The organism is Pseudomonas cremoricolorata (genome assembly GCF_000759535.1).
In the GTDB taxonomy this organism is placed as follows: Bacteria; Pseudomonadota; Gammaproteobacteria; order Pseudomonadales; family Pseudomonadaceae; genus Aquipseudomonas; species Aquipseudomonas cremoricolorata_A.
In genome coordinates, this window is the sequence record NZ_CP009455.1 from 1982229 (window position 1) to 2003792 (window position 21564).

Annotated in this window: 7 protein-coding genes, 2 tRNA genes and 3 rRNA genes; 11 read left to right on the forward strand and 1 reads right to left on the reverse strand. The window is 60.7% G+C overall.

The genetic code is table 11. From position 1 onward, the window contains the following. Positions 1-67: 67 nt before the first annotated feature. Positions 68-985: a LysR family transcriptional regulator gene (locus LK03_RS08670; protein WP_038411954.1), complete on the reverse strand. Its 918-nt coding sequence runs from the start codon at positions 983-985 to the stop codon at positions 68-70. A gap of 120 nt (positions 986-1105) precedes the next feature. Here LK03_RS08670 and LK03_RS08675 point away from each other — a divergent pair, with 120 nt between their 5' ends. The 11 genes from LK03_RS08675 (at position 1106) to LK03_RS08725 (ending at position 21531) form a co-directional block, all read left to right on the forward strand. After that, complete coding sequence (locus LK03_RS08675) at positions 1106-2452, forward strand: aspartate aminotransferase family protein (RefSeq protein WP_038411955.1); 1347 nt, start codon at positions 1106-1108, stop codon at positions 2450-2452. Between the two features lie 67 nt (positions 2453-2519). Continuing rightward, the gene (locus LK03_RS08680; protein ID WP_038411956.1) at positions 2520-4013 is read left to right on the forward strand and encodes a CoA-acylating methylmalonate-semialdehyde dehydrogenase; all 1494 of its coding nucleotides are present in this window, start codon (positions 2520-2522) and stop codon (positions 4011-4013) included. 558 nt (positions 4014-4571) lie between these two features. Then, positions 4572-6108: ribosomal RNA gene (locus LK03_RS08685) — 16S ribosomal RNA — on the forward strand. 86 nt (positions 6109-6194) lie between these two features. Beyond that, a tRNA-Ile gene (locus LK03_RS08690) sits at positions 6195-6271 on the forward strand. 24 nt (positions 6272-6295) lie between these two features. Next, positions 6296-6371 (forward strand) — tRNA-Ala (locus tag LK03_RS08695). Positions 6372-6636: 265 nt separating this feature from the next. Beyond that, positions 6637-9528 (forward strand): 23S ribosomal RNA (locus LK03_RS08700). 128 nt (positions 9529-9656) lie between these two features. Beyond that, positions 9657-9772: ribosomal RNA gene (gene rrf / locus LK03_RS08705) — 5S ribosomal RNA — on the forward strand. Together the 16S, 23S and 5S rRNA genes with 2 tRNA genes alongside form the textbook arrangement of a ribosomal RNA operon. A 158-nt stretch (positions 9773-9930) precedes the next feature. Continuing rightward, complete coding sequence (recC, locus tag LK03_RS08710) at positions 9931-13395, forward strand: exodeoxyribonuclease V subunit gamma (protein WP_038411957.1); 3465 nt, start codon at positions 9931-9933, stop codon at positions 13393-13395. Then, positions 13392-17087, forward strand: a complete 3696-nt coding sequence (gene recB, locus LK03_RS08715; protein ID WP_038411958.1) for an exodeoxyribonuclease V subunit beta — start codon at positions 13392-13394, stop codon at positions 17085-17087. The genes recC and recB overlap by 4 nt, the downstream gene beginning before the upstream one ends. Then, on the forward strand, positions 17084-19144 hold the full coding sequence (recD, locus tag LK03_RS08720) for an exodeoxyribonuclease V subunit alpha (protein ID WP_038411959.1): 2061 nt from the start codon (positions 17084-17086) through the stop codon (positions 19142-19144). Before recB ends, recD begins: the two co-directional genes overlap by 4 nt. 410 nt (positions 19145-19554) lie before the next feature. Beyond that, positions 19555-21531 (forward strand): peptidase domain-containing ABC transporter, encoded by a 1977-nt coding sequence (locus LK03_RS08725; RefSeq protein ID WP_049870453.1) that lies wholly within the window; start codon positions 19555-19557, stop codon positions 21529-21531. Positions 21532-21564: the final 33 nt, after the last annotated feature.

Here is a 21564-nt window from a genome sequence, read left to right on the forward strand (position 1 = left end):
GATTCCGTGCAGGTCGGGTGAAACGGATTGTCGGACAGATTACCTGCCTGTGCATCCCTGACAACCCTTAGCGGGTCGTTGCCAGGCTATCGATGAAGCTTTCCAGCACCAGGTTCGGCCGCCGGCCTTTGCGCGTCACCCAACTCAGGCTCAGGTCGTGGAAGCGTTGCTGGGGTTTGAGCGCGCGCAAGCGGCCTTGCTGCACCCAGAAACTGGCGTAGTGGTCGGGCAGGTAGCCAATGTAGCGCCCGGTCAGGATCAGGAACGCCATGCCTTCACGGTCTGATGCGCTGGCGGTGCAATGCAGCGCCTGATAGCACGCCTGAACCTCGGCCGGCAGGCGGAAGGTCGGCGCGATGGCGTCCTGGCTGTCCAGGCGTTGGTCGTCGATGCGTGCGTCCTCGGCGTAGAACAACGGGTGGCCCACCGCGCAGTAGAGCAGCGAGCGTTCGCTGTACAGCGGCTGGTAATCGAGGCCGGGCAGTGGCGTGGTCTGTGGCACGACGCCGATATGCAGGCTGCCGTCGAGCACACCTTGCTCCACTTGGCTGGGCGCGATCATGCGAATCTGGATGCGCACATCCGGGCCGCGGTCCTTGAGCTGTGCCAGGGCGTGGGTGATGCGCATGTGTGGCAGGGTTACCAGGTTGTCGGTCAGGCCGATGTTCAGCTCGCCGCGCAAATGCTGGTGCAGGCCGTTCACTTCGGTACGAAATGTCTCTAAAGCGCCGAGCAACTGCAGCGCCGACTGGTACACCTCGCGACCTTCCTCGGTCAGGGAAAATCCTGCCCGGCCCCGCTGGCACAAGCGCAGGCCCAGACGCTGCTCCAGGTCTTTCATCTGCTGGCTGATGGCGGAACGGCCAATGCCGAGCACGTTTTCTGCCGCAGAAAAACCGCCGCATTCGACTACGCTGCGGTAAATCTTCAATAAACGGATATCGAAGTCGCTGACCTGTGCCAGTGGGTCGGGGCGTCGGCTCATAAGTTTAGTCCGCTACTGCCTGAGCTTTAGAAAAGCAGGATTTTCCAGACTTTATCGACGTGCCAGTTTAGTGGCAACCACACCTGCATCGTTGTTTGATCGTCTTTTGAGGAATCACCGATGAACATGCCCGAAACCGCCCCTGTCGGCGTCGCCAGCCAGCTCAAGCTGGATGCTCACTGGATGCCCTACACGGCCAACCGCAATTTCCACCGCGATCCGCGTCTGATCGTGGCGGCAGACGGCAATCATCTGGTGGATGACAAGGGCCGCCGGGTGTTCGACGCACTGTCCGGGCTATGGACCTGCGGCGCCGGTCACACCCGCAAGGAAATCACCGACGCGGTCACTCGCCAGTTGGCGACCCTCGACTACGCCCCGGCCTTCCAGTTCGGCCATCCGCTGTCGTTCCAACTGGCCGAGAAAATCACCCAGTTGACCCCAGGTGAGCTGAACCATGTGTTCTTCACCAACTCCGGTTCCGAGTGCGCCGACACTGCGCTGAAGATGGTCCGCGCCTACTGGCGCCTCAAGGGCCAGGCGACCAAGACCAAGATCATTGGCCGCGCCCGCGGCTACCATGGCGTCAACATCGCTGGCACCAGCCTGGGTGGGGTCAACGGCAACCGCAAGATGTTCGGTCAGTTGCTCGATGTCGACCATCTGCCGCACACCGTGCTGCCGGTCAATGCGTTCAGCAAGGGCATGCCCCAGGAAGGCGGTATCGCCCTGGCAGATGAAATGCTCAAACTGATCGAGCTGCATGATGCGTCCAACATCGCCGCACTGATCGTTGAGCCGCTGGCAGGTTCGGCCGGCGTACTGCCGCCACCGGTGGGTTACCTCAAGCGGCTGCGCGAGATCTGCGACCAGCACAACATTCTGCTGATCTTCGATGAGGTCATCACAGGCTTCGGTCGCATGGGCGCAATGACCGGCGCCGAAGCGTTCGGTGTGACCCCTGACCTGATGTGCATCGCCAAGCAGGTCACCAACGGCGCCATTCCGATGGGCGCAGTGGTTGCCAGCAGCGAGATCTACCACACCTTCATGAACCAGCCGACCCCCGAGTACGCCGTGGAATTCCCACACGGCTATACCTACTCAGCGCACCCGGTGGCCTGCGCGGCGGGCATCGCGGCGCTCGATCTGCTGCAAAAGGAAAACCTGGTGCAGGCTTCGGCCGAGCTGGCGCCGCACTTCGAGACCCTGCTGCACGGCATGAAAGGCAGCAAGAACGTCGTCGACATTCGCAACTACGGCCTGGCCGGCGCCATCCAGCTCGCCGCGCGCGACGGGGATGCCATCGTGCGTCCTTATGAGGTGGCCATGAAGCTCTGGCAGGCAGGTTTCTACGTGCGCTTCGGCGGCGATACCTTGCAGTTCGGCCCCACCTTCAATACCCAGCCGCAGGAACTCGACCGCCTGTTCGATGCGGTGGGCGAGACCCTCAATCGGGTCGACTGATCCAGCCGTTTCGACACGGGCGCCATCGCAGGCGCCCGCATCTTCCTTATTGTCCATGGAGTTTTGCATGAGCACCGTTCAGCACTTGATCGACGGCCAGCTGGTGTCCAGCGGCGAGCGCACTGCCGATGTCTTCAACCCTGCCACTGGCCAGGCCACGCGCAAGGTCGAGCTGGCCAGCCGTGCCACCGTTCAGCAGGCCATCGACTCGGCCGCCGCCGCGTATCCAGCCTGGCGCAATACGCCCCCGGCCAAGCGCGCCCAGGTGATGTTCCGCTTCAAACAGTTGCTGGAGCAGAACGAGGCGCAGATCGCGCAACTGATCAGCGAAGAACACGGCAAGACCCTCGAGGACGCTGCTGGCGAGCTCAAGCGCGGTATTGAAAACGTCGAGTACGCCTGCGCCGCCCCGGAAATTCTCAAGGGCGAGTACACCCGCAACGTGGGGCCGAACATCGACGCCTGGTCGGACTTCCAGCCACTGGGTGTGGTCGCCGGCATCACTCCGTTCAACTTCCCGGCCATGGTGCCGCTGTGGATGTACCCACTGGCGATCGTCTGCGGCAATGCCTTCATCCTCAAGCCGTCGGAGCGTGATCCAAGCTCGACCCTGTTCATCGCTCAACTGCTGCTGGAAGCCGGGCTGCCAAAGGGCATCCTCAACGTCGTGCACGGTGACAAGGAAGCGGTCGATGCCCTGATCGAGGCGCCGCGGGTCAAGGCCTTGAGTTTCGTAGGCTCGACGCCGATCGCCGAGTACATCTATGCCGAAGGCACCAAGCGCGGCAAGCGTGTACAGGCACTGGGCGGGGCGAAGAACCACGCGGTGCTGATGCCCGATGCCGACCTGGACAACGCGGTGAGCGCGCTGATGGGCGCGGCCTACGGCTCGTGCGGCGAGCGCTGCATGGCGATCTCGGTCGCAGTGTGTGTCGGTGACCAGGTAGCCGATGCCCTGATTGCCAAGCTCGAGCCGCAGATCAAGGCGCTGAAGATTGGTGCTGGCACCTCCTGCGGCCTGGACATGGGCCCGCTGGTAACGGCGGCTGCGCGCGACAAGGTCGTCGGCTATATAGAAGAAGGCGTCGCGGCAGGCGCCAGGTTAGTGGTCGATGGCCGCGGCCTGCAGGTGGCGGGGCACGAGCAGGGCTATTTCCTCGGTGGTACCTTGTTCGACCAGGTCAGCCCGGAAATGAGCATCTATAAAGAAGAGATCTTCGGCCCGGTGCTGTGCGTGGTGCGCGTGCAGAGCCTGGAGCAGGCCATGCACCTGATCAACGATCACGAATACGGCAACGGCACCTGCATCTTCACCCGCGATGGCGAAGCGGCGCGGCTGTTCTGCGATGAGATCGAAGTGGGCATGGTCGGCGTCAACGTACCGCTGCCGGTGCCGGTGGCGTACCACAGTTTCGGGGGCTGGAAGCGCTCGCTGTTCGGTGACCTGCATGCTTACGGCCCGGATGGCGTACGTTTCTACACCCGGCGCAAGGCAATCACCCAGCGCTGGCCGCAGCGCAAGAGCCATGAGGCGTCTCAGTTCGCGTTCCCGAGCCTCTAATCGAGTGACACGGCGGGGCGACTATATAGCCGCCCCGCTGTGTTTTTCGGTTATTTGAAACTTTCGTGAAATAAGTGCTTGACCCCTCTCGGAATCTCTTTATACTGCGCACCACTTCCGGGGCAAACGGAACGGAAAACTCCTTGAGTTTCAATGAGTTAGATGTTCTGGCAGTGCTGGAAGTGCTTCGATCTGCTGATCGGCAGCGGTGAAAAAAGGTGGTTGACAGCGGTGTTTAACGCTGTATGATTAGCCTCCCGCTACGAGTGATCGCAGCGAGCCAAGTGTTTGAAGTTGAACGAGATTCTCGCAAAATACTTCGAAATAAACGCTTGACAGGCTTAGAGGAAAGCGTAGAATGCGCGCCTCGGTTGAGACGAAAGACTCTTAACCAAACGCTCTTTAACAAATTGAATCAAGCAATTCGTGTGGGTGCTTGTGAGTATGGACTGATCGTCGCATAGATTATCAGCATCACAAGTGGCCATGCGAGAAATCACATAGTCATTTGAGATTGCTGAGCCAAGTTTAGGGTTTCTTAAAAACCCAAGCAGTATTGAACTGAAGAGTTTGATCATGGCTCAGATTGAACGCTGGTGGCAGGCCTAACACATGCAAGTCGAGCGGATGAGAAGAGCTTGCTCTTCGATTCAGCGGCGGACGGGTGAGTAATGCCTAGGAATCTGCCTGGTAGTGGGGGACAACGTCTCGAAAGGGACGCTAATACCGCATACGTCCTACGGGAGAAAGCAGGGGACCTTCGGGCCTTGCGCTATCAGATGAGCCTAGGTCGGATTAGCTTGTTGGTGAGGTAATGGCTCACCAAGGCGACGATCCGTAACTGGTCTGAGAGGATGATCAGTCACACTGGAACTGAGACACGGTCCAGACTCCTACGGGAGGCAGCAGTGGGGAATATTGGACAATGGGCGAAAGCCTGATCCAGCCATGCCGCGTGTGTGAAGAAGGTCTTCGGATTGTAAAGCACTTTAAGTTGGGAGGAAGGGCAATCAGCGAATACCTGGTTGTTTTGACGTTACCGACAGAATAAGCACCGGCTAACTCTGTGCCAGCAGCCGCGGTAATACAGAGGGTGCAAGCGTTAATCGGAATTACTGGGCGTAAAGCGCGCGTAGGTGGTTTGTTAAGTTGGATGTGAAAGCCCCGGGCTCAACCTGGGAACTGCATCCAAAACTGGCAAGCTAGAGTATGGTAGAGGGTGGTGGAATTTCCTGTGTAGCGGTGAAATGCGTAGATATAGGAAGGAACACCAGTGGCGAAGGCGACCACCTGGACTGATACTGACACTGAGGTGCGAAAGCGTGGGGAGCAAACAGGATTAGATACCCTGGTAGTCCACGCCGTAAACGATGTCAACTAGCCGTTGGAATCCTTGAGATTTTAGTGGCGCAGCTAACGCATTAAGTTGACCGCCTGGGGAGTACGGCCGCAAGGTTAAAACTCAAATGAATTGACGGGGGCCCGCACAAGCGGTGGAGCATGTGGTTTAATTCGAAGCAACGCGAAGAACCTTACCAGGCCTTGACATGCAGAGAACTTTCCAGAGATGGATAGGTGCCTTCGGGAACTCTGACACAGGTGCTGCATGGCTGTCGTCAGCTCGTGTCGTGAGATGTTGGGTTAAGTCCCGTAACGAGCGCAACCCTTGTCCTTAGTTACCAGCACGTTATGGTGGGCACTCTAAGGAGACTGCCGGTGACAAACCGGAGGAAGGTGGGGATGACGTCAAGTCATCATGGCCCTTACGGCCTGGGCTACACACGTGCTACAATGGTCGGTACAGAGGGTTGCCAAGCCGCGAGGTGGAGCTAATCTCACAAAACCGATCGTAGTCCGGATCGCAGTCTGCAACTCGACTGCGTGAAGTCGGAATCGCTAGTAATCGCGAATCAGAATGTCGCGGTGAATACGTTCCCGGGCCTTGTACACACCGCCCGTCACACCATGGGAGTGGGTTGCACCAGAAGTAGCTAGTCTAACCTTCGGGGGGACGGTTACCACGGTGTGATTCATGACTGGGGTGAAGTCGTAACAAGGTAGCCGTAGGGGAACCTGCGGCTGGATCACCTCCTTAATCGAAGACATCAGCCTGCTGATGAGCTCCCACACGAATTGCTTGATTCTTTGTACGAAGACGATGCTGTAACGCGACCCTGTTATAGGTCTGTAGCTCAGTTGGTTAGAGCGCACCCCTGATAAGGGTGAGGTCGGCAGTTCAAATCTGCCCAGACCTACCATTTCATGGTGCAGCCTAGAGATACGGGGCCATAGCTCAGCTGGGAGAGCGCCTGCCTTGCACGCAGGAGGTCAGCGGTTCGATCCCGCTTGGCTCCACCACCTTTTGCTGAAGTGTACGCTTGATCGTCGCACTGTTCAGAATACAGAAATGAACATTCCACTCGGGTAGCGAGTGAAGTGAATGTTGATTTCTGACTTTTGTCAGATCGTTCTTTAAAAATTCGGATATGTGATAGAAATAGACTGAACACCAGTTTCACTGCTGGTGGATCAGGCTAAGGTAAAATTTGTGAGTGCTCCTTGAGCACGCGAATTTTCGGCGAATGTCGTCTTCACAGTATAACCAGATTGCTTGGGGTTATATGGTCAAGTGAAGAAGCGCATACGGTGGATGCCTTGGCAGTCAGAGGCGATGAAAGACGTGGTAGCCTGCGAAAAGCTTTGGGGAGTCGGCAAACAGACTGTGATCCAGAGATCTCTGAATGGGGGAACCCACCTAGGATAACCTAGGTATCTTGTACTGAATACATAGGTGCAAGAAGCGAACCAGGGGAACTGAAACATCTAAGTACCCTGAGGAATAGAAATCAACCGAGATTCCCTTAGTAGTGGCGAGCGAACGGGGACCAGCCCTTAAGCCGGTTTGAGATTAGTGGAACGCTCTGGAAAGTGCGGCCATAGTGGGTGATAGCCCCGTACACGAAAATCTCTTGGCGGTGAAATCGAGTAGGACGGAGCACGAGAAACTTTGTCTGAATATGGGGGGACCATCCTCCAAGGCTAAATACTACTGACTGACCGATAGTGAACCAGTACCGTGAGGGAAAGGCGAAAAGAACCCCGGAGAGGGGAGTGAAATAGAACCTGAAACCGTATGCGTACAAGCAGTGGGAGCCTACTTTGTTAGGTGACTGCGTACCTTTTGTATAATGGGTCAGCGACTTATATTCAGTGGCGAGCTTAACCGAATAGGGGAGGCGTAGCGAAAGCGAGTCTTAATAGGGCGTTTAGTCGCTGGGTATAGACCCGAAACCGGGCGATCTATCCATGGGCAGGTTGAAGGTTAGGTAACACTGACTGGAGGACCGAACCGACTACCGTTGAAAAGTTAGCGGATGACCTGTGGATCGGAGTGAAAGGCTAATCAAGCTCGGAGATAGCTGGTTCTCCTCGAAAGCTATTTAGGTAGCGCCTCATGTATCACTGTAGGGGGTAGAGCACTGTTTCGGCTAGGGGGTCATCCCGACTTACCAAACCGATGCAAACTCCGAATACCTACAAGTGCCGAGCATGGGAGACACACGGCGGGTGCTAACGTCCGTCGTGAAAAGGGAAACAACCCAGACCGTCAGCTAAGGTCCCAAAGTCATGGTTAAGTGGGAAACGATGTGGGAAGGCTTAGACAGCTAGGAGGTTGGCTTAGAAGCAGCCATCCTTTAAAGAAAGCGTAATAGCTCACTAGTCGAGTCGGCCTGCGCGGAAGATGTAACGGGGCTCAAACCATGCACCGAAGCTACGGGTATCACCTCTGGTGATGCGGTAGAGGAGCGTTCTGTAAGCCTGTGAAGGTGAGTTGAGAAGCTTGCTGGAGGTATCAGAAGTGCGAATGCTGACATGAGTAACGACAATGCGAGTGAAAAACTCGCACGCCGAAAGACCAAGGTTTCCTGCGCAACGTTAATCGACGCAGGGTTAGTCGGTCCCTAAGGCGAGGCTGAAAAGCGTAGTCGATGGAAAACAGGTTAATATTCCTGTACTTCCGATTGTTGCGATGGAGGGACGGAGAAGGCTAGGCCAGCTTGGCGTTGGTTGTCCAAGTTTAAGGTGGTAGGCTGAGATCTTAGGCAAATCCGGGATCTCAAGGCCGAGAGCTGATGACGAGTTGCCTTTAGGCGACGAAGTGGTTGATGCCATGCTTCCAAGAAAAGCTCCTAAGCTTCAGACAATCGGGAACCGTACCCCAAACCGACACAGGTGGTTGGGTAGAGAATACCAAGGCGCTTGAGAGAACTCGGGTGAAGGAACTAGGCAAAATGGCACCGTAACTTCGGGAGAAGGTGCGCCGGTGAGGGTGAAGGACTTGCTCCGTAAGCTCATGCCGGTCGAAGATACCAGGCCGCTGCGACTGTTTATTAAAAACACAGCACTCTGCAAACACGAAAGTGGACGTATAGGGTGTGACGCCTGCCCGGTGCCGGAAGGTTAATTGATGGGGTTAGCGCAAGCGAAGCTCTTGATCGAAGCCCCGGTAAACGGCGGCCGTAACTATAACGGTCCTAAGGTAGCGAAATTCCTTGTCGGGTAAGTTCCGACCTGCACGAATGGCGTAACGATGGCGGCGCTGTCTCCACCCGAGACTCAGTGAAATTGAAATCGCTGTGAAGATGCAGTGTATCCGCGGCTAGACGGAAAGACCCCGTGAACCTTTACTATAGCTTTGCACTGGACTTTGAATTTGCTTGTGTAGGATAGGTGGGAGGCTTTGAAGTGGGGACGCCAGTTCTCATGGAGCCATCCTTGAAATACCACCCTGGCAACTTTGAGGTTCTAACTCAGGTCCGTCATCCGGATCGAGGACAGTGTATGGTGGGTAGTTTGACTGGGGCGGTCTCCTCCCAAAGAGTAACGGAGGAGTACGAAGGTGCGCTCAGACCGGTCGGAAATCGGTCGTAGAGTATAAAGGCAAAAGCGCGCTTGACTGCGAGACCCACACGTCGAGCAGGTACGAAAGTAGGTCTTAGTGATCCGGTGGTTCTGTATGGAAGGGCCATCGCTCAACGGATAAAAGGTACTCCGGGGATAACAGGCTGATACCGCCCAAGAGTTCATATCGACGGCGGTGTTTGGCACCTCGATGTCGGCTCATCACATCCTGGGGCTGAAGCCGGTCCCAAGGGTATGGCTGTTCGCCATTTAAAGTGGTACGCGAGCTGGGTTTAGAACGTCGTGAGACAGTTCGGTCCCTATCTGCCGTGGACGTTTGAGATTTGAGAGGGGCTGCTCCTAGTACGAGAGGACCGGAGTGGACGAACCTCTGGTGTTCCGGTTGTCACGCCAGTGGCATTGCCGGGTAGCTATGTTCGGAAGAGATAACCGCTGAAAGCATCTAAGCGGGAAACTTGCCTCAAGATGAGATCTCACTGGGATCTTGAATCCCCTGAAGGGCCGTCGAAGACTACGACGTTGATAGGTGGGGTGTGTAAGCGCTGTGAGGCGTTGAGCTAACCCATACTAATTGCCCGTGAGGCTTGACCATATAACACCCAAGCAATCTGCAACGCAGATTGTGGTGGTGAAGACGCTGAAACCGAAAATTCGCAGCTCACAGACATCACATATCCGAATTCGCTGGCACGTTCTCAGAACGCACCGGCTACCGAATTTCTTGACGACCATAGAGCATTGGAACCACCTGATCCCATCCCGAACTCAGCAGTGAAACGATGCATCGCCGATGGTAGTGTGGGGTTTCCCCATGTGAGAGTAGGTCATCGTCAAGATTCATTTCGCAAAACCCCTATCTGCGCGAGCAGGTAGGGGTTTTGTCTTTTCTGGTCATTAAAAATCATCGTGCGCAACCCAAGATCAGCGCAACTGCGGTTGCTCCGCCCAGGGGCAGATGGCATCGTTTCCCTTTGATTCCCACCAGGTAGCCCTAATGTCGCAGTTCGAATCCATCACCCCAGGCTTCATGGTGATCCACGGTAATCGCTCTGATGACCTGCGCAGCCTGGTGGTTGAGTGGATGCGTCGCTACCCGTTGCGTCCTCTGGAAAATGAAGTCGCTCTGGTGCAAAGCAACGGCATCGCGCAGTGGCTGAAAATGGCCCTGGCTGCCGACGTCGACGAAGGCGGTTGTGGCGTGGCGGCGGCTGTCGATGTGCAACTGCCAGGCAGTTTTCTCTGGCGGTTGTACCGCGAGGTGTTGGGCCGCTCGGAGATTCCGGAAACCTCCGTACTGGACAAAGGCCCTTTGACCTGGCGACTCATGCGTCTGCTGCCAGCAGTCATGCAGCAGCCGCTGTTCGCACCGCTCGCACGCTTTCTCCGCGACGACCAGGACATGCGCAAACGTTATCAGTTGTCGCAGCGCCTCGCCGATCTGTTCGATCAATATCAGGTGTACCGCGCCGACTGGCTGGAGGATTGGGCCGCTGGCCGCTATCAATTGCGCAATGGCCGCGATCAGCTACGGCCATTGGGCGAAGCGAGCCAGTGGCAGGCAGCGTTGTGGCAGGCGCTGCTCGACGACGTTGGCACCGAAGGCATGGCGCAAAGCCGTGCAGGCGTGCATCAGCGCTATATGGAGACAGTGCTGTCAGCACAGACCGCCCCGCCCGGGCTGCCCACCCGGGTCATCGTCTTCGGCATTTCTTCGCTGCCAGCGCAGGTGTTGCATGCGCTGGCCGGCCTGGCCCGGTTCAGCCAGGTGTTGCTCTGTGTACACAACCCCTGCCGCCACCATTGGGCCGATATCGTCGCCGATAAAGAGCTGCTCAGGCGCGAATATCGCCGGCAAAGCCGCAAGCCCGGTATGCCCCTGCAGCTCGATGCCACCAGCCTGCACCAGCATGCACAACCACTGCTGGCCGCCTGGGGCAAGCAGGGCAGGGACTACATCGCCCTGCTCGACGAATTCGACCAGCCGGACAGCTACAAGGGCGCATTCAGCGACGGCAAGATCGACCTCTACAGCGACGAGCAGGCCGACACGCTGCTCAACCAGCTACAGAACGATATTCTCGAACTGCGCCCACTGGCTGAAACCCGTGAGCAATGGCCCGCCATCGATCCAGCGGTCGATCAATCCATACGCTTTCACATCGCCCACAGCGCGCAGCGCGAAGTCGAAGTGCTGCACGATCAACTGCTCGAACACTTTTCCCGCAATCCACAGCTCAAGCCTCGCGACATCATCGTCATGGTGCCGGACATCAACGGCTATGCCCCGCACATCCGCGCCGTCTTCGGCCAGGTGCCGCGGGAGGACAAACGCTTCATTCCGTTCACCCTCAACGATCAGGCGCAACGCGGTCGCGAACCGCTGCTCATCGCCCTCGAACACCTCCTGCACCTGGCCGACAGCCGTTTCGCCGTGGGTGAAATCCTCGACCTGCTCGACGTTCCGGCGGTACGTGCCAAGTTCGACATTCCCGAGCAGTCCCTGGCCACCCTGCATGGCTGGATCGAAGGCGCTGGCATTCGCTGGGGGCTGGATGCGCGGCAGCGTGAAGCACTGGGCTTGCCTGGGCAGATGGAACAGAACAGTTGGCGCTTCGGCCTGCGCCGGATGTTGCTGGGCTATGCGGTAGGTGATGGCGAAGGCTTCGCCGGAGTCGAACCCTATGACGAAGTGGGAGGGCTCGATGCTGCGCTGATCGGCCCGCTGTTCGCCCTCATCGACCGGCTCGATCACTGGTATCAGGCGCTGCTGGAGCCTGCTACGGCACCCGTGTGGGGCAAACGCCTGCAAGGCCTGCTCAGTGACTTTTTCAAGCCCGAGGACGAGCACAGCGAATTGCTGTTGATTCAGCTCGACGAATTGCGCGACCAGTGGCTGCGCACCTGTGAGTCGGTCGAGCTGGAGGAAGTGTTGCCGGTCACGGTCGTGCGCGAAGCCTGGTTGGCCGGGCTCGATCAGGGCGGCCTCAACCATCGGTTCCTCGCAGGTTCGGTGAATTTCTGCACCCTGATGCCGATGCGCGCGATTCCCTTCGAGATGGTCTGCCTGCTGGGCATGAACGACGGTGACTATCCGCGTGCTCAGCAACCGCTGGATTTTGACCTGATGGCCAGCGATTACCGGCCCGGTGACCGTTCGCGTCGGGAAGATGACCGCTACTTGATGCTCGAAGCGCTGCTTTCAGCGCGTAAGCAGCTTTACATCAGTTGGGTGGGCCGCAGCATTCGTGACAATACCGAGCGACCACCTTCGGTACTGGTAGGGCAATTGCGCGATCATCTCGCTGCGGGCTGGCGCTTGTCTGACACTACCGCTACCGGCGAGGCGTTGCTTGAAGCGCTGACCCTCGAACATCCCCTGCAACCGTTCAGCATTCGTTACTTCCAGCAGGGTCAGCCGGCACTGTTCAGCTATGCCCGCGAATGGCAGGCCGTGCATGAGCCCCAGGCGCTGGAAGCCGCGGACGATCGCCTGGCTGCATTCGAGCCAGAGGGCCCGCTTGCGATCGAGGTGCTGAGCAATTTCCTGCGCAACCCGGTTAAGCACTTCTACACCCAGCGCCTGAAGGTGCATTTCGAACAGGTCCAGGGCGCGCTGGAAGAAGCCGAGCCGTTCAGCCTCGATGGCTTGCAGCACTACACCCTGAGCAGTGATCTGCTCGAGACCATCCTCAGCGCAGGCGAAGGTGCGCTGCAAGAACGCCTGCGTCACCAGGCGAGCAGGCTGCAAGGCAGTGGACAACTGCCCATGGCGGGCTTTGGCGAGTCGTTGCAAGCTGAACTGATCGCGCCATTGCCAGACCTGATCGAGCGCTATCAGGCGCTGCTCACGCGCTGGCCAACCCCCCTGGACAGCGCCCTGCCGTTGTCTTTCAGCGCCCACGGCCTGCACGTGGAGGGCTGGCTGGCAGGTGTGCACGAGGCCGCCGATGGCAGTCTGTTGCGGGTCACGCTGCTGGCCAACGCCATCAACACCAAAAGCGGACGCAAGTGGCCGCGGCTGATCGACAGCTGGGTGCACCATCTGGCGGCGTGCAGCGAGGGGCTTGCGCTGCATACCGCTGTGGTCGCGGCCGATACCACACTGCTACTGGCGCCGCTGGATGGCGAAACGGCTCGCTTGGCACTGGCCGATCTGCTGCTGGGCTGGCGTCACGGCATGTCGCAACCCTTGCCGGTGGCACCGCGCACCGCGTTCGCGTTTCTCGGCGCAAAAGACCCAGACGCTGCCCTCAAGGCCGCGCAGGTGGCTTATGAAGGCTCGGAATTCGCCAAGGGTGATGCCGGCGAGCGCAGCCGCGACATGGCCCTGGCCCGGCAGTATCCCGATTTCGCCGCACTGTGCGCCGACGAGTCGTTTGAAGGCTGGGTGCAAGCCCTTTACCAACCGCTGTTCAGCGCCCCGTGGGTCGATGCGCAGGCCCAGGAGAAAACCCGATGAGCCAGCCCGCCCAACGCCCGTTGGCGCTGACCTTCCCACTGCGCGGCAGCCAACTCATCGAAGCCAGCGCCGGCACCGGCAAAACCTTCACCATCTCTGCGCTGTACCTGCGCCTGGTACTGGGCCATGGCGGCGAGCCGAGCGGCTTTGGGCGCGAAGTGCTGCCGCCGCAGATTCTCGTGGTGACCTTCACCGATGCCGCCACCAAGGAGCTGCGCGACCGTATTCGTGCACGCCTGGCCCAAGGCGCACAGTTCTTCCGCGAGGAAATCGCCACCCCTGATCCGCTGCTCGAACAGCTGCGCGATGACTACCCACGCGACGCTTGGCCGCTGTGCGCCAGCAAGCTGGACGCTGCCGCGCAGTGGATGGACGAGGCGGCGGTGTCGACCATCCACGGCTGGTGCCAGCGCATGCTGCGCGAGCACGCCCTGGACAGCGGCAGCCTGTTCACCCAGACATTAGAAACCGACCACAGCGAGCTGCTTGGCGAGGTCATGCGCGATTACTGGCGCCAGTACTGCTACGCCATGTCCGGCCAGACCTTGAGCTGGGTGCGCGAGCAGTGGAAATCGCCGGGGGCACTGCTGAGCCGGGTCAGGCCGATGCTCGGCAGCGCTGGCGAACTCGACGAGCAGGCTGATCCGGCACAACATATCGAAGGTGGATTGCGCCAGCGCATGCAGTCGCTCGAGGCCATCAAGGCGCCATGGGGCGAATGGATCGCGCAACTACGCGAACTGTTGCAGCAAGCCGTCGCGGCAAAAGCGGTCGATGCGCGTAAATTGCAACCACGCTACTTCGAACCCTGGCTCGAGAGCCTCACACAATGGCAGGCCACCCCTGAAAGCACCGCGCTGGACATCGGCAAGGGCTTCGAGCGCCTCACCCCGCAGGGTCTGGCCGAGGCCTGGAAGGGCGAGCCGCCCAGCCACCCGGCGCTGGATGACATGCTCACTCTGCGCGAGCGCTTGCAGCAATTACCTGACCCCGGTGCCAATGCACTGGCCCACGCCGCGGCCTGGGTTGCGGCGCGGTTTGAAAGTGAAAAGCGTCGGCGCGCAGAAATGGGCTTCGATGACATGCTGCTGCGCCTTGATGCAGCCTTGCGCGGGGACGCCGGCGAGGCGCTGGCGCAGGTGATTCGCGAACAGTTCCCGGTGGCGCTGATCGATGAATTCCAAGACACCGACCCAGTGCAGTACCGCATCTTCGAGCGCATCTACCAGATCGAGCAGAATCGCGAGGATCTGGGCATCTTCCTCATCGGTGACCCCAAGCAGGCGATCTACGCCTTCCGCGGCGCCGACATCCATACCTACCTGCGCGCGCGACGCGCCAGTGCCGGGCGCCTGCACAGCCTGGGCACCAACTTCCGTTCGACCCAGGCCATGGTCGCGGCGGTCAACCAGGTATTCGAATATGCCGAGCGCAGGCCCGCAGGGCGAGGGGCCTTCCTGTTCCGTGACGGTGACGACAATCCGGTACCGTTCCTACCGGTGGCAGCCCAGGGGCGTAAAGATGTCTTGGCCGTGCAAGGCCAGGCGCATGCGGCCCTGACCTTCTGGCAACTGCCCAGCGACAAGCCGCTGGCCAAAGGCACCTACCGCGATCAGTTGGCGCCCGCCTGCGCCAGCGAGATCGTGCGCCTGCTGGAACTGGCCAAGCTCGGCCAGTGCGGCTTCGACCAGGCAGACGGCACCCAGCGCCCGCTCGCCCCGGCCGATATCGCCATCCTCGTGCGCGATGGCGGCGAGGCCCGCGCCATTCGTGCGCAGCTGCGCCTGCGCGGTGTACGCAGCGTGTATCTGTCCGACAAGGAATCGGTATTCCGCAGCCAGGAAGCGGTCGATGTATTGGCCTGGCTGCGCGCCTGCGCCGAGCCGGACGCCGAGCGCCTGCTGCGCGCCGCGCTGGCCAGCGTCACCCTGGCACGCCCGCTGGCCGAGCTGGATGCGCTGAACCGTGACGAGCTGGCCTGGGAACGGCGCGTCATGCAGTTCCGTGACTACCGCACGCTATGGCGCAGCCAAGGTGTGTTGAGCATGCTGCGCCGGCTGCTGCACGACTTCCAGCTGCCGGTGCGCCTCGCGGCCCAGGGCGACGGCGAGCGGGTGCTGACCAACCTGCTGCACCTGACCGAGTTGTTGCAGCAAGCTTCCTCCGAGCTGGACGGCGAACAGGCGCTGGTGCGCTACCTGAGCGAGCGGCTCACCAGCGAAGTGGATGGCGGCGAAGAGCAGGTGGTGCGTCTGGAAAGCGACGAGCAACTGGTCAAGGTGGTGACCATTCACAAGTCCAAAGGCCTGGAATACCCCTTGGTATTCCTGCCGTTCGTGTGCAACACGCGGCCGGTGGACGGCACCCGATTGCCTGTCAGCTGGCACGACACGGACGGCGAACTGCGCCTGACCATGACCCCGGATGAAGCGGTGCTCGCCGCCGCCGACGATGAGCGCCTCGGTGAAGACCTGCGCCTGCTTTATGTGGCCCTGACCCGTGCCCAGTACGCCTGCTGGCTGGGCGTGGCCGATCTCAAACGAGGTCGCGAAAGCCGTTCGCAGTTGCACCGCTCGGCGTTGGGGTACCTGCTCGGTGGAGGCGTGCCGCTGGAGGCGTCCGCAGGTCTGGCCGGCTGGCTGAACGACATGGCCAACGGTTGCCCGGCGCTCGCCGTGCAAAGCTTGCCTGAGGTGGCTGAGCAGCTGTATGTGCCGGTACGCGGCGAACAGCGCTTGCAGCCCGCACGCGAGCCGGGCCGGCGTGCGGCCGAGCATTGGTGGATCGCTTCGTACAGTGCCCTGCGCATTGCCGACAGCGTCAGCGGTGAGTGGGCACCGGACAGCCTGCTGGCGCAGAACCTGCTCGACGACGAGCCGCTGGCCCAGGCCGATGAGTTCTACCCAGGCCACGGCTCGATCCACCAGTTTCCCCGCGGTCCGCATCCCGGCACCTTTCTCCACGGCCTGTTGGAGTGGACCGCGCGCGAGGGCTTCGCGGCGTTGGCGCAGCAACCCGAGGTCCTGCGTGATGGTGTCGCCCGGCGCTGCGCCACGCGCGGCTGGGATGGTTGGATACCGACCCTGGAAGCCTGGCTGAGCCACCTGTTGACGGTGCCGATGCCGGCAGGCGAGGGGGCTGAGGTGCGCCTGTGCGAGCTCGTTGATTACCGTTTCGAGATGGAATTCTGGTTCGCCAGCCGCGAGGTCGATGTACTGCGCCTCGATACGCTGGTGCGCCAGCATACCCATCACGGCGCGCCCCGCGCTGCGGCCGAGAGCGGTCGCCTCAACGGCCTGTTCAAAGGCTTCATCGACCTGTGTTTCGAGCACGAAGGCCGCTATTACGTCGCCGACTACAAGTCCAACTGGCTGGGCGCCGAGAACGCCAGTTATTCCCCGGTGGCCATGGAGGGCGCCATGCTCGAACACCGTTACGACCTGCAATGCGTGCTCTACCTGCTGGCCCTGCATCGCCAGCTCAAAGCTCGTCTGCCGGACTACGATTACGACCGCCATATCGGCGGGGCGTTGTTCATCTTCTTGCGCGGGCTCAGCGCGCTCAGTCGCGGCGTGCACTTCAGCCGTCCACCCAGGGTGCTGATCGAGGAACTCGACCTGTTGTTCCAGGGCAAGCTGCATACCCTGGCCACCGCGGCCCAGGCTGACCTGTTCGGCGAGGCGTACCCATGACCGATCTGTTCGCTTCTGTCGACCTGCCGGCACCGTCCCTGAACACCACGGACGAGCTGTTCGTCGTGTTGCAGCGCTGGGTCGAGCGCGGCTGGTTGCGCCCGCTGGACGTCGCCCTGGTGCGCTTTCTGGCTGAACATGCGGCATCCGCGCAACCATTGGTGTTGCTGGCCGCAGCGCTGACCAGCCACCAGCTAGGCCACGGGCATGTCTGCCTCGATCTGGCGCAAACCTTGGCCGAGCCGGACTTCGCCCTGTCGCTGCCGCCGGAAGGTGAAGACAGCCACACCGTGGAAATCCTGCCCTCGAGCGTGATGGCCGAGGTGCAACTGGGGCCATGGCTCGATGCTCTGAACGCTTCCAGCCTGGTTGCGCAGGGTGAGCACGGCCCGCATGACCGGCCCCTGGTGCTCAGCGGTGAGCGCTTGTACCTGCGCCGCTACTGGACCTACGAGCGGGCAGTGCAGAGCAGTCTGCACAAGCGCCTGGCCCTGCCGGTGGAGGTTCCAGACGACTTGCCGACGCGCCTGGCGGCGCTGTTTCCGCCCACCGCCGAACCGCGCATCGACTGGCAGAAACTCGCCTGCGCCCTGGCCACCCGAGCGGCGCTGAGCATCATCACGGGCGGCCCTGGCACCGGCAAGACCACCACCGTGGTGCGTCTGCTGGCGCTGTTGCAAGGACCGCGGGTGGCGGCCGAGCGGCCACTGCGCATTCGCCTGGCCGCGCCGACCGGCAAGGCGGCTGCGCGGCTTACCGAGTCCATTGGTGCCCAGGTGCAGAGCCTCGACGTCGATCCAGCGATCAAGGCACGCATTCCCACCGAGGTGACGACCGTGCATCGCCTGCTCGGCAGCCGACCCGGCACTAGACACTTCCGCCATCACCGCGGCAATCCGCTGCCGCTGGATGTGCTGGTGGTCGACGAGGCGTCGATGATCGACCTGGAAATGATGGCCAACCTGCTCGAAGCCCTGCCGCCCAAGGCCCGCCTGGTGCTGCTGGGCGACAAGGACCAACTGGCCTCGGTCGAGGCCGGGGCGGTGCTGGGCGATCTGTGTCGCGATGCCGAAGCGGGGTTCTATAGCCCTGCCACGTGGGCGTGGCTGGAGACGGTCAACGGCGAGCGTCTGGATGCCAGTGGCTTGCGCGAGGGCGATGAGCAGCGTCACGTACTCGCGCAACAAGTGGTGATGTTGCGTCATTCCCGGCGTTTCGCCGAAGGCAGTGGGATCGGCGAGCTGGCCCGTGCAGTCAACGAGCAACGCCCGGCCGATGCCCGGCGCGCCCTCGCGCACACGCAGTTCGCCGACATCACCAGCTGCCGCCTGCTGGGCGAGCAGGACACCGCGCTGGATCGCCTGCTGGTCAACGGCAGCGCCCAGGGACGCAGCCAGGCTGCAGGCTACCGGAGCTATTTCGACACCCTGCAACGCCAGCGTCCCCCCGCCACCACCGCACTGGCCGACCCAGCCTGGCAGCACTGGGCCGCTGCGGTGCTCAGCGCGTTCGATCGCTTCCGGATCCTCTGCGCCGTGCGCAAGGGCCCTTGGGGCGTCGAGGCGATCAACCAGCGGGCCACCCGCGCCCTGCAGGCCGCCGGCCTGATCGAAGGCGACCACCCGTGGTATGAAGGCCGCCCGGTGCTGATCACCCGCAACGATTACGGTCTGGGCCTGATGAACGGCGACATCGGCATCACCCTGCGCCTGCCCGAAGCCGAACACAGCGAGCGCCTCACCCTGCGCGTGGCCTTCCCACGCAACGACGGTCAGGGCGGCGTACGGCTGGTGCTGCCCAGCCGCCTCAACGATGTCGAAACCGTCTACGCCATGACCGTGCACAAGTCCCAGGGCTCGGAGTTCGAGCACACCGCGCTGATCTTGCCGGACGTGCTCAACCCGGTACTGACCAAAGAGCTGGTCTACACCGGCATCACCCGCGCACGCACCTGGTTCACCCTGGTCGAGCCACGGGTCGGGGTGTTCGAGGAGGCGGTGAAGCGGCGGGTGCGGCGGTTGAGTGGGTTGATGTTGGAGGGTGGTCAAGGGTTGTGAAGACGGTTAAGCGTTTAAGGTCGTAACTTTCTGTGTCGGGGTTCCTACAAAGCGTTCTGACGCCGGGTGGGACCACCTATGGCGTTCTGCTTGGTCGGGTACTGAATTCGAGCTATCTGGGCAAGCATGGCCGCAGATGGTGCGCCTCCCGATTGGCCGCTACTAGCCTTGTGGAGCGGCAGCATCCGGTTGAGAAATTCTTACGAATTGAGCAACCTTTTCCTACTGCCAGCATGGGTACTTTTTGCTTTTCCTACAGAGCTGTAGGAACGCGCCACGAAAAGTCCCGCGAAGTCTTCGGATCAGAGCTGACATCGCCTATGGCCGGGCATGGATAGTCTTGCACTGACTTCGTCGAGCAGGCCATTACCATGGAAACTCCCGCAGCAAGCCTTTTGGCATGCCTACACATGATCAGCCGCTATCACCAGCTCGAGGTCGGCACCCCAGAGTACTGCGACATCGGCTGGGACTCGTTGCTCGATCACGCTCGGCAGTTAGGTCTGGCAGGTGAATACCGGCGCGGTACTACCGCTGATCTGAACGAAACAACCTGCCCGGCCCTCCTTCTTGGTATTGATGGATATGGGTTCATCCTTGCCGCCCTGCGCGATGGAGAAGCGTTGATCCATGACCCGCTCAGCGGTCAGTCGAATACTCTGCCATTGGCCGAACTAGCCACTCGTTGGTCTGGACAGTTGCTGGAGTTGCACCCCGTTCAGGCAGCCATGGGCAGTCTGGCGAGGTTCGATTTCAGCTGGTTCTTGCCCTCACTGGTAGAGCACCGCAAATGTCTGGGGCAAGTGCTGATCGCAGCGTTCGGGTTGCAAGTGTTCGCGCTCATGTCTGCGCTGTTGTTCCAGGCGGCGATGGACAAAGTGCTGTTGCATCGCAACCTGCATACGCTCGAAGTGTTGGTCATCGCCTGTGTTGTGGTGGCGTTGTTGGAAAGTGCGCTCAGCACCATCCGCACCTACGTGCTGGAGCACACCAGCGCGCGCATCGATGCCGCGCTGGGCAGTCAGCTCTACCGTCACCTGTTGGCTCTGCCGCTGCCGTTCTTCCAGGCGCGGCAGTGCGGGCATCTGGTGGCGCGGCTGGGCGAGGTGGAAACCCTGCGCCATTTCCTTTCTGCGCACACCCTCAGTGCGCTGATCGACGCTGCGTTTTTCCTGTTCTTCGGGGCGGCATTGTTCCTGCTGAGCCCACTGCTGGCGCTGGTGGTGCTGGGCTCGCTGCCGCTATACGGGCTGCTGGCCCTGTGGGTCACCCCCCATCTGCGGCAGCGGGTGGAGCAGCACGCCAGGCACAGCGCTGCCCAGCACACGTTCTTGCTGGAAACCTTACGCGGTATCGACACGGTGAAGATCCTCGCGGCTGAACCCTTGTTCAGGCGACGTTGGACGAGCCTGCAAGCACGTACCTTGTCTGCCGGGTTTCGGGCTGGCAATGCATCCATGCTGATGCAGCACAGTGTGGAGCTGGTCGGCAAGCTGACCACCGCAGCGGTACTGGGGATCGGCGCCTGGCTGGTCATCCGGTCACAGTTGTCGCTGGGGCAACTGATCGCGTTCAACCTGCTGGCTGCGCGCATCGCACAGCCCGTGCAACGGCTCGCCCAGCTCTGGGTGCATCTGCAGCAAGCCGCCATTGCCATGCATCGCCTGGCCGACGTGCTGGATGCACCCCGTGAAGATAGTGATTCCACGCTCCAGGCAATGCCTGTCATTACCGGGGCGCTTGAGTTTCGCAACGTCCATTTCCGCTATGCCCCAGGCCAGCCTCTGATTCTCAACAGCTTTTCGCTGCGGGTAAGACCAGGCGAGGTCATTGGCATTCGAGGACCATCCGGTTGCGGGAAAAGCACGCTGGCCTTGCTGCTGCAGAAACTGGTGATTCCCGAGCGTGGCCAGGTACTGATCGACGGAATCGATCTGGCGACCGTGCAGCCGCTGTCCTTGCGCCAGCAGGTTGGGGTCGTGGCCCAGGATTCGGTACTGCTCAGTCGCAGCGTGCGCGAGAACATCGCCATCAACGATCCGGGCGCGCCGCTGAGCGAAGTACTGGTGGCCGCGCGCTTGGCCGGCGCCCATGAGTTCATTCTCAAGCTCCCCCAAGGCTATGAAACCGTACTGCAGGAAGGCGGAGGCTCACTCTCCGGCGGCCAGCGCCAGCGCATCGCCCTGGCACGTGCGCTGTTCGCCAAGCCGCGCATCCTGATCATGGATGAAGCAACCAGTGCGCTGGATGCCGACGCCGAGCGTTACATCCTCGAACGCATGCCTGATATCAGCAAAGACCGAACGGTGCTGATCATCGCGCACAAGGCCCAAGCACTCAGAGCGGCTGAGCGGATCATTGAATTCAGTGAACAGCAGTCGAAATAAATCCGGCTGAAGCATGTCGTCGTTCCCTGAATC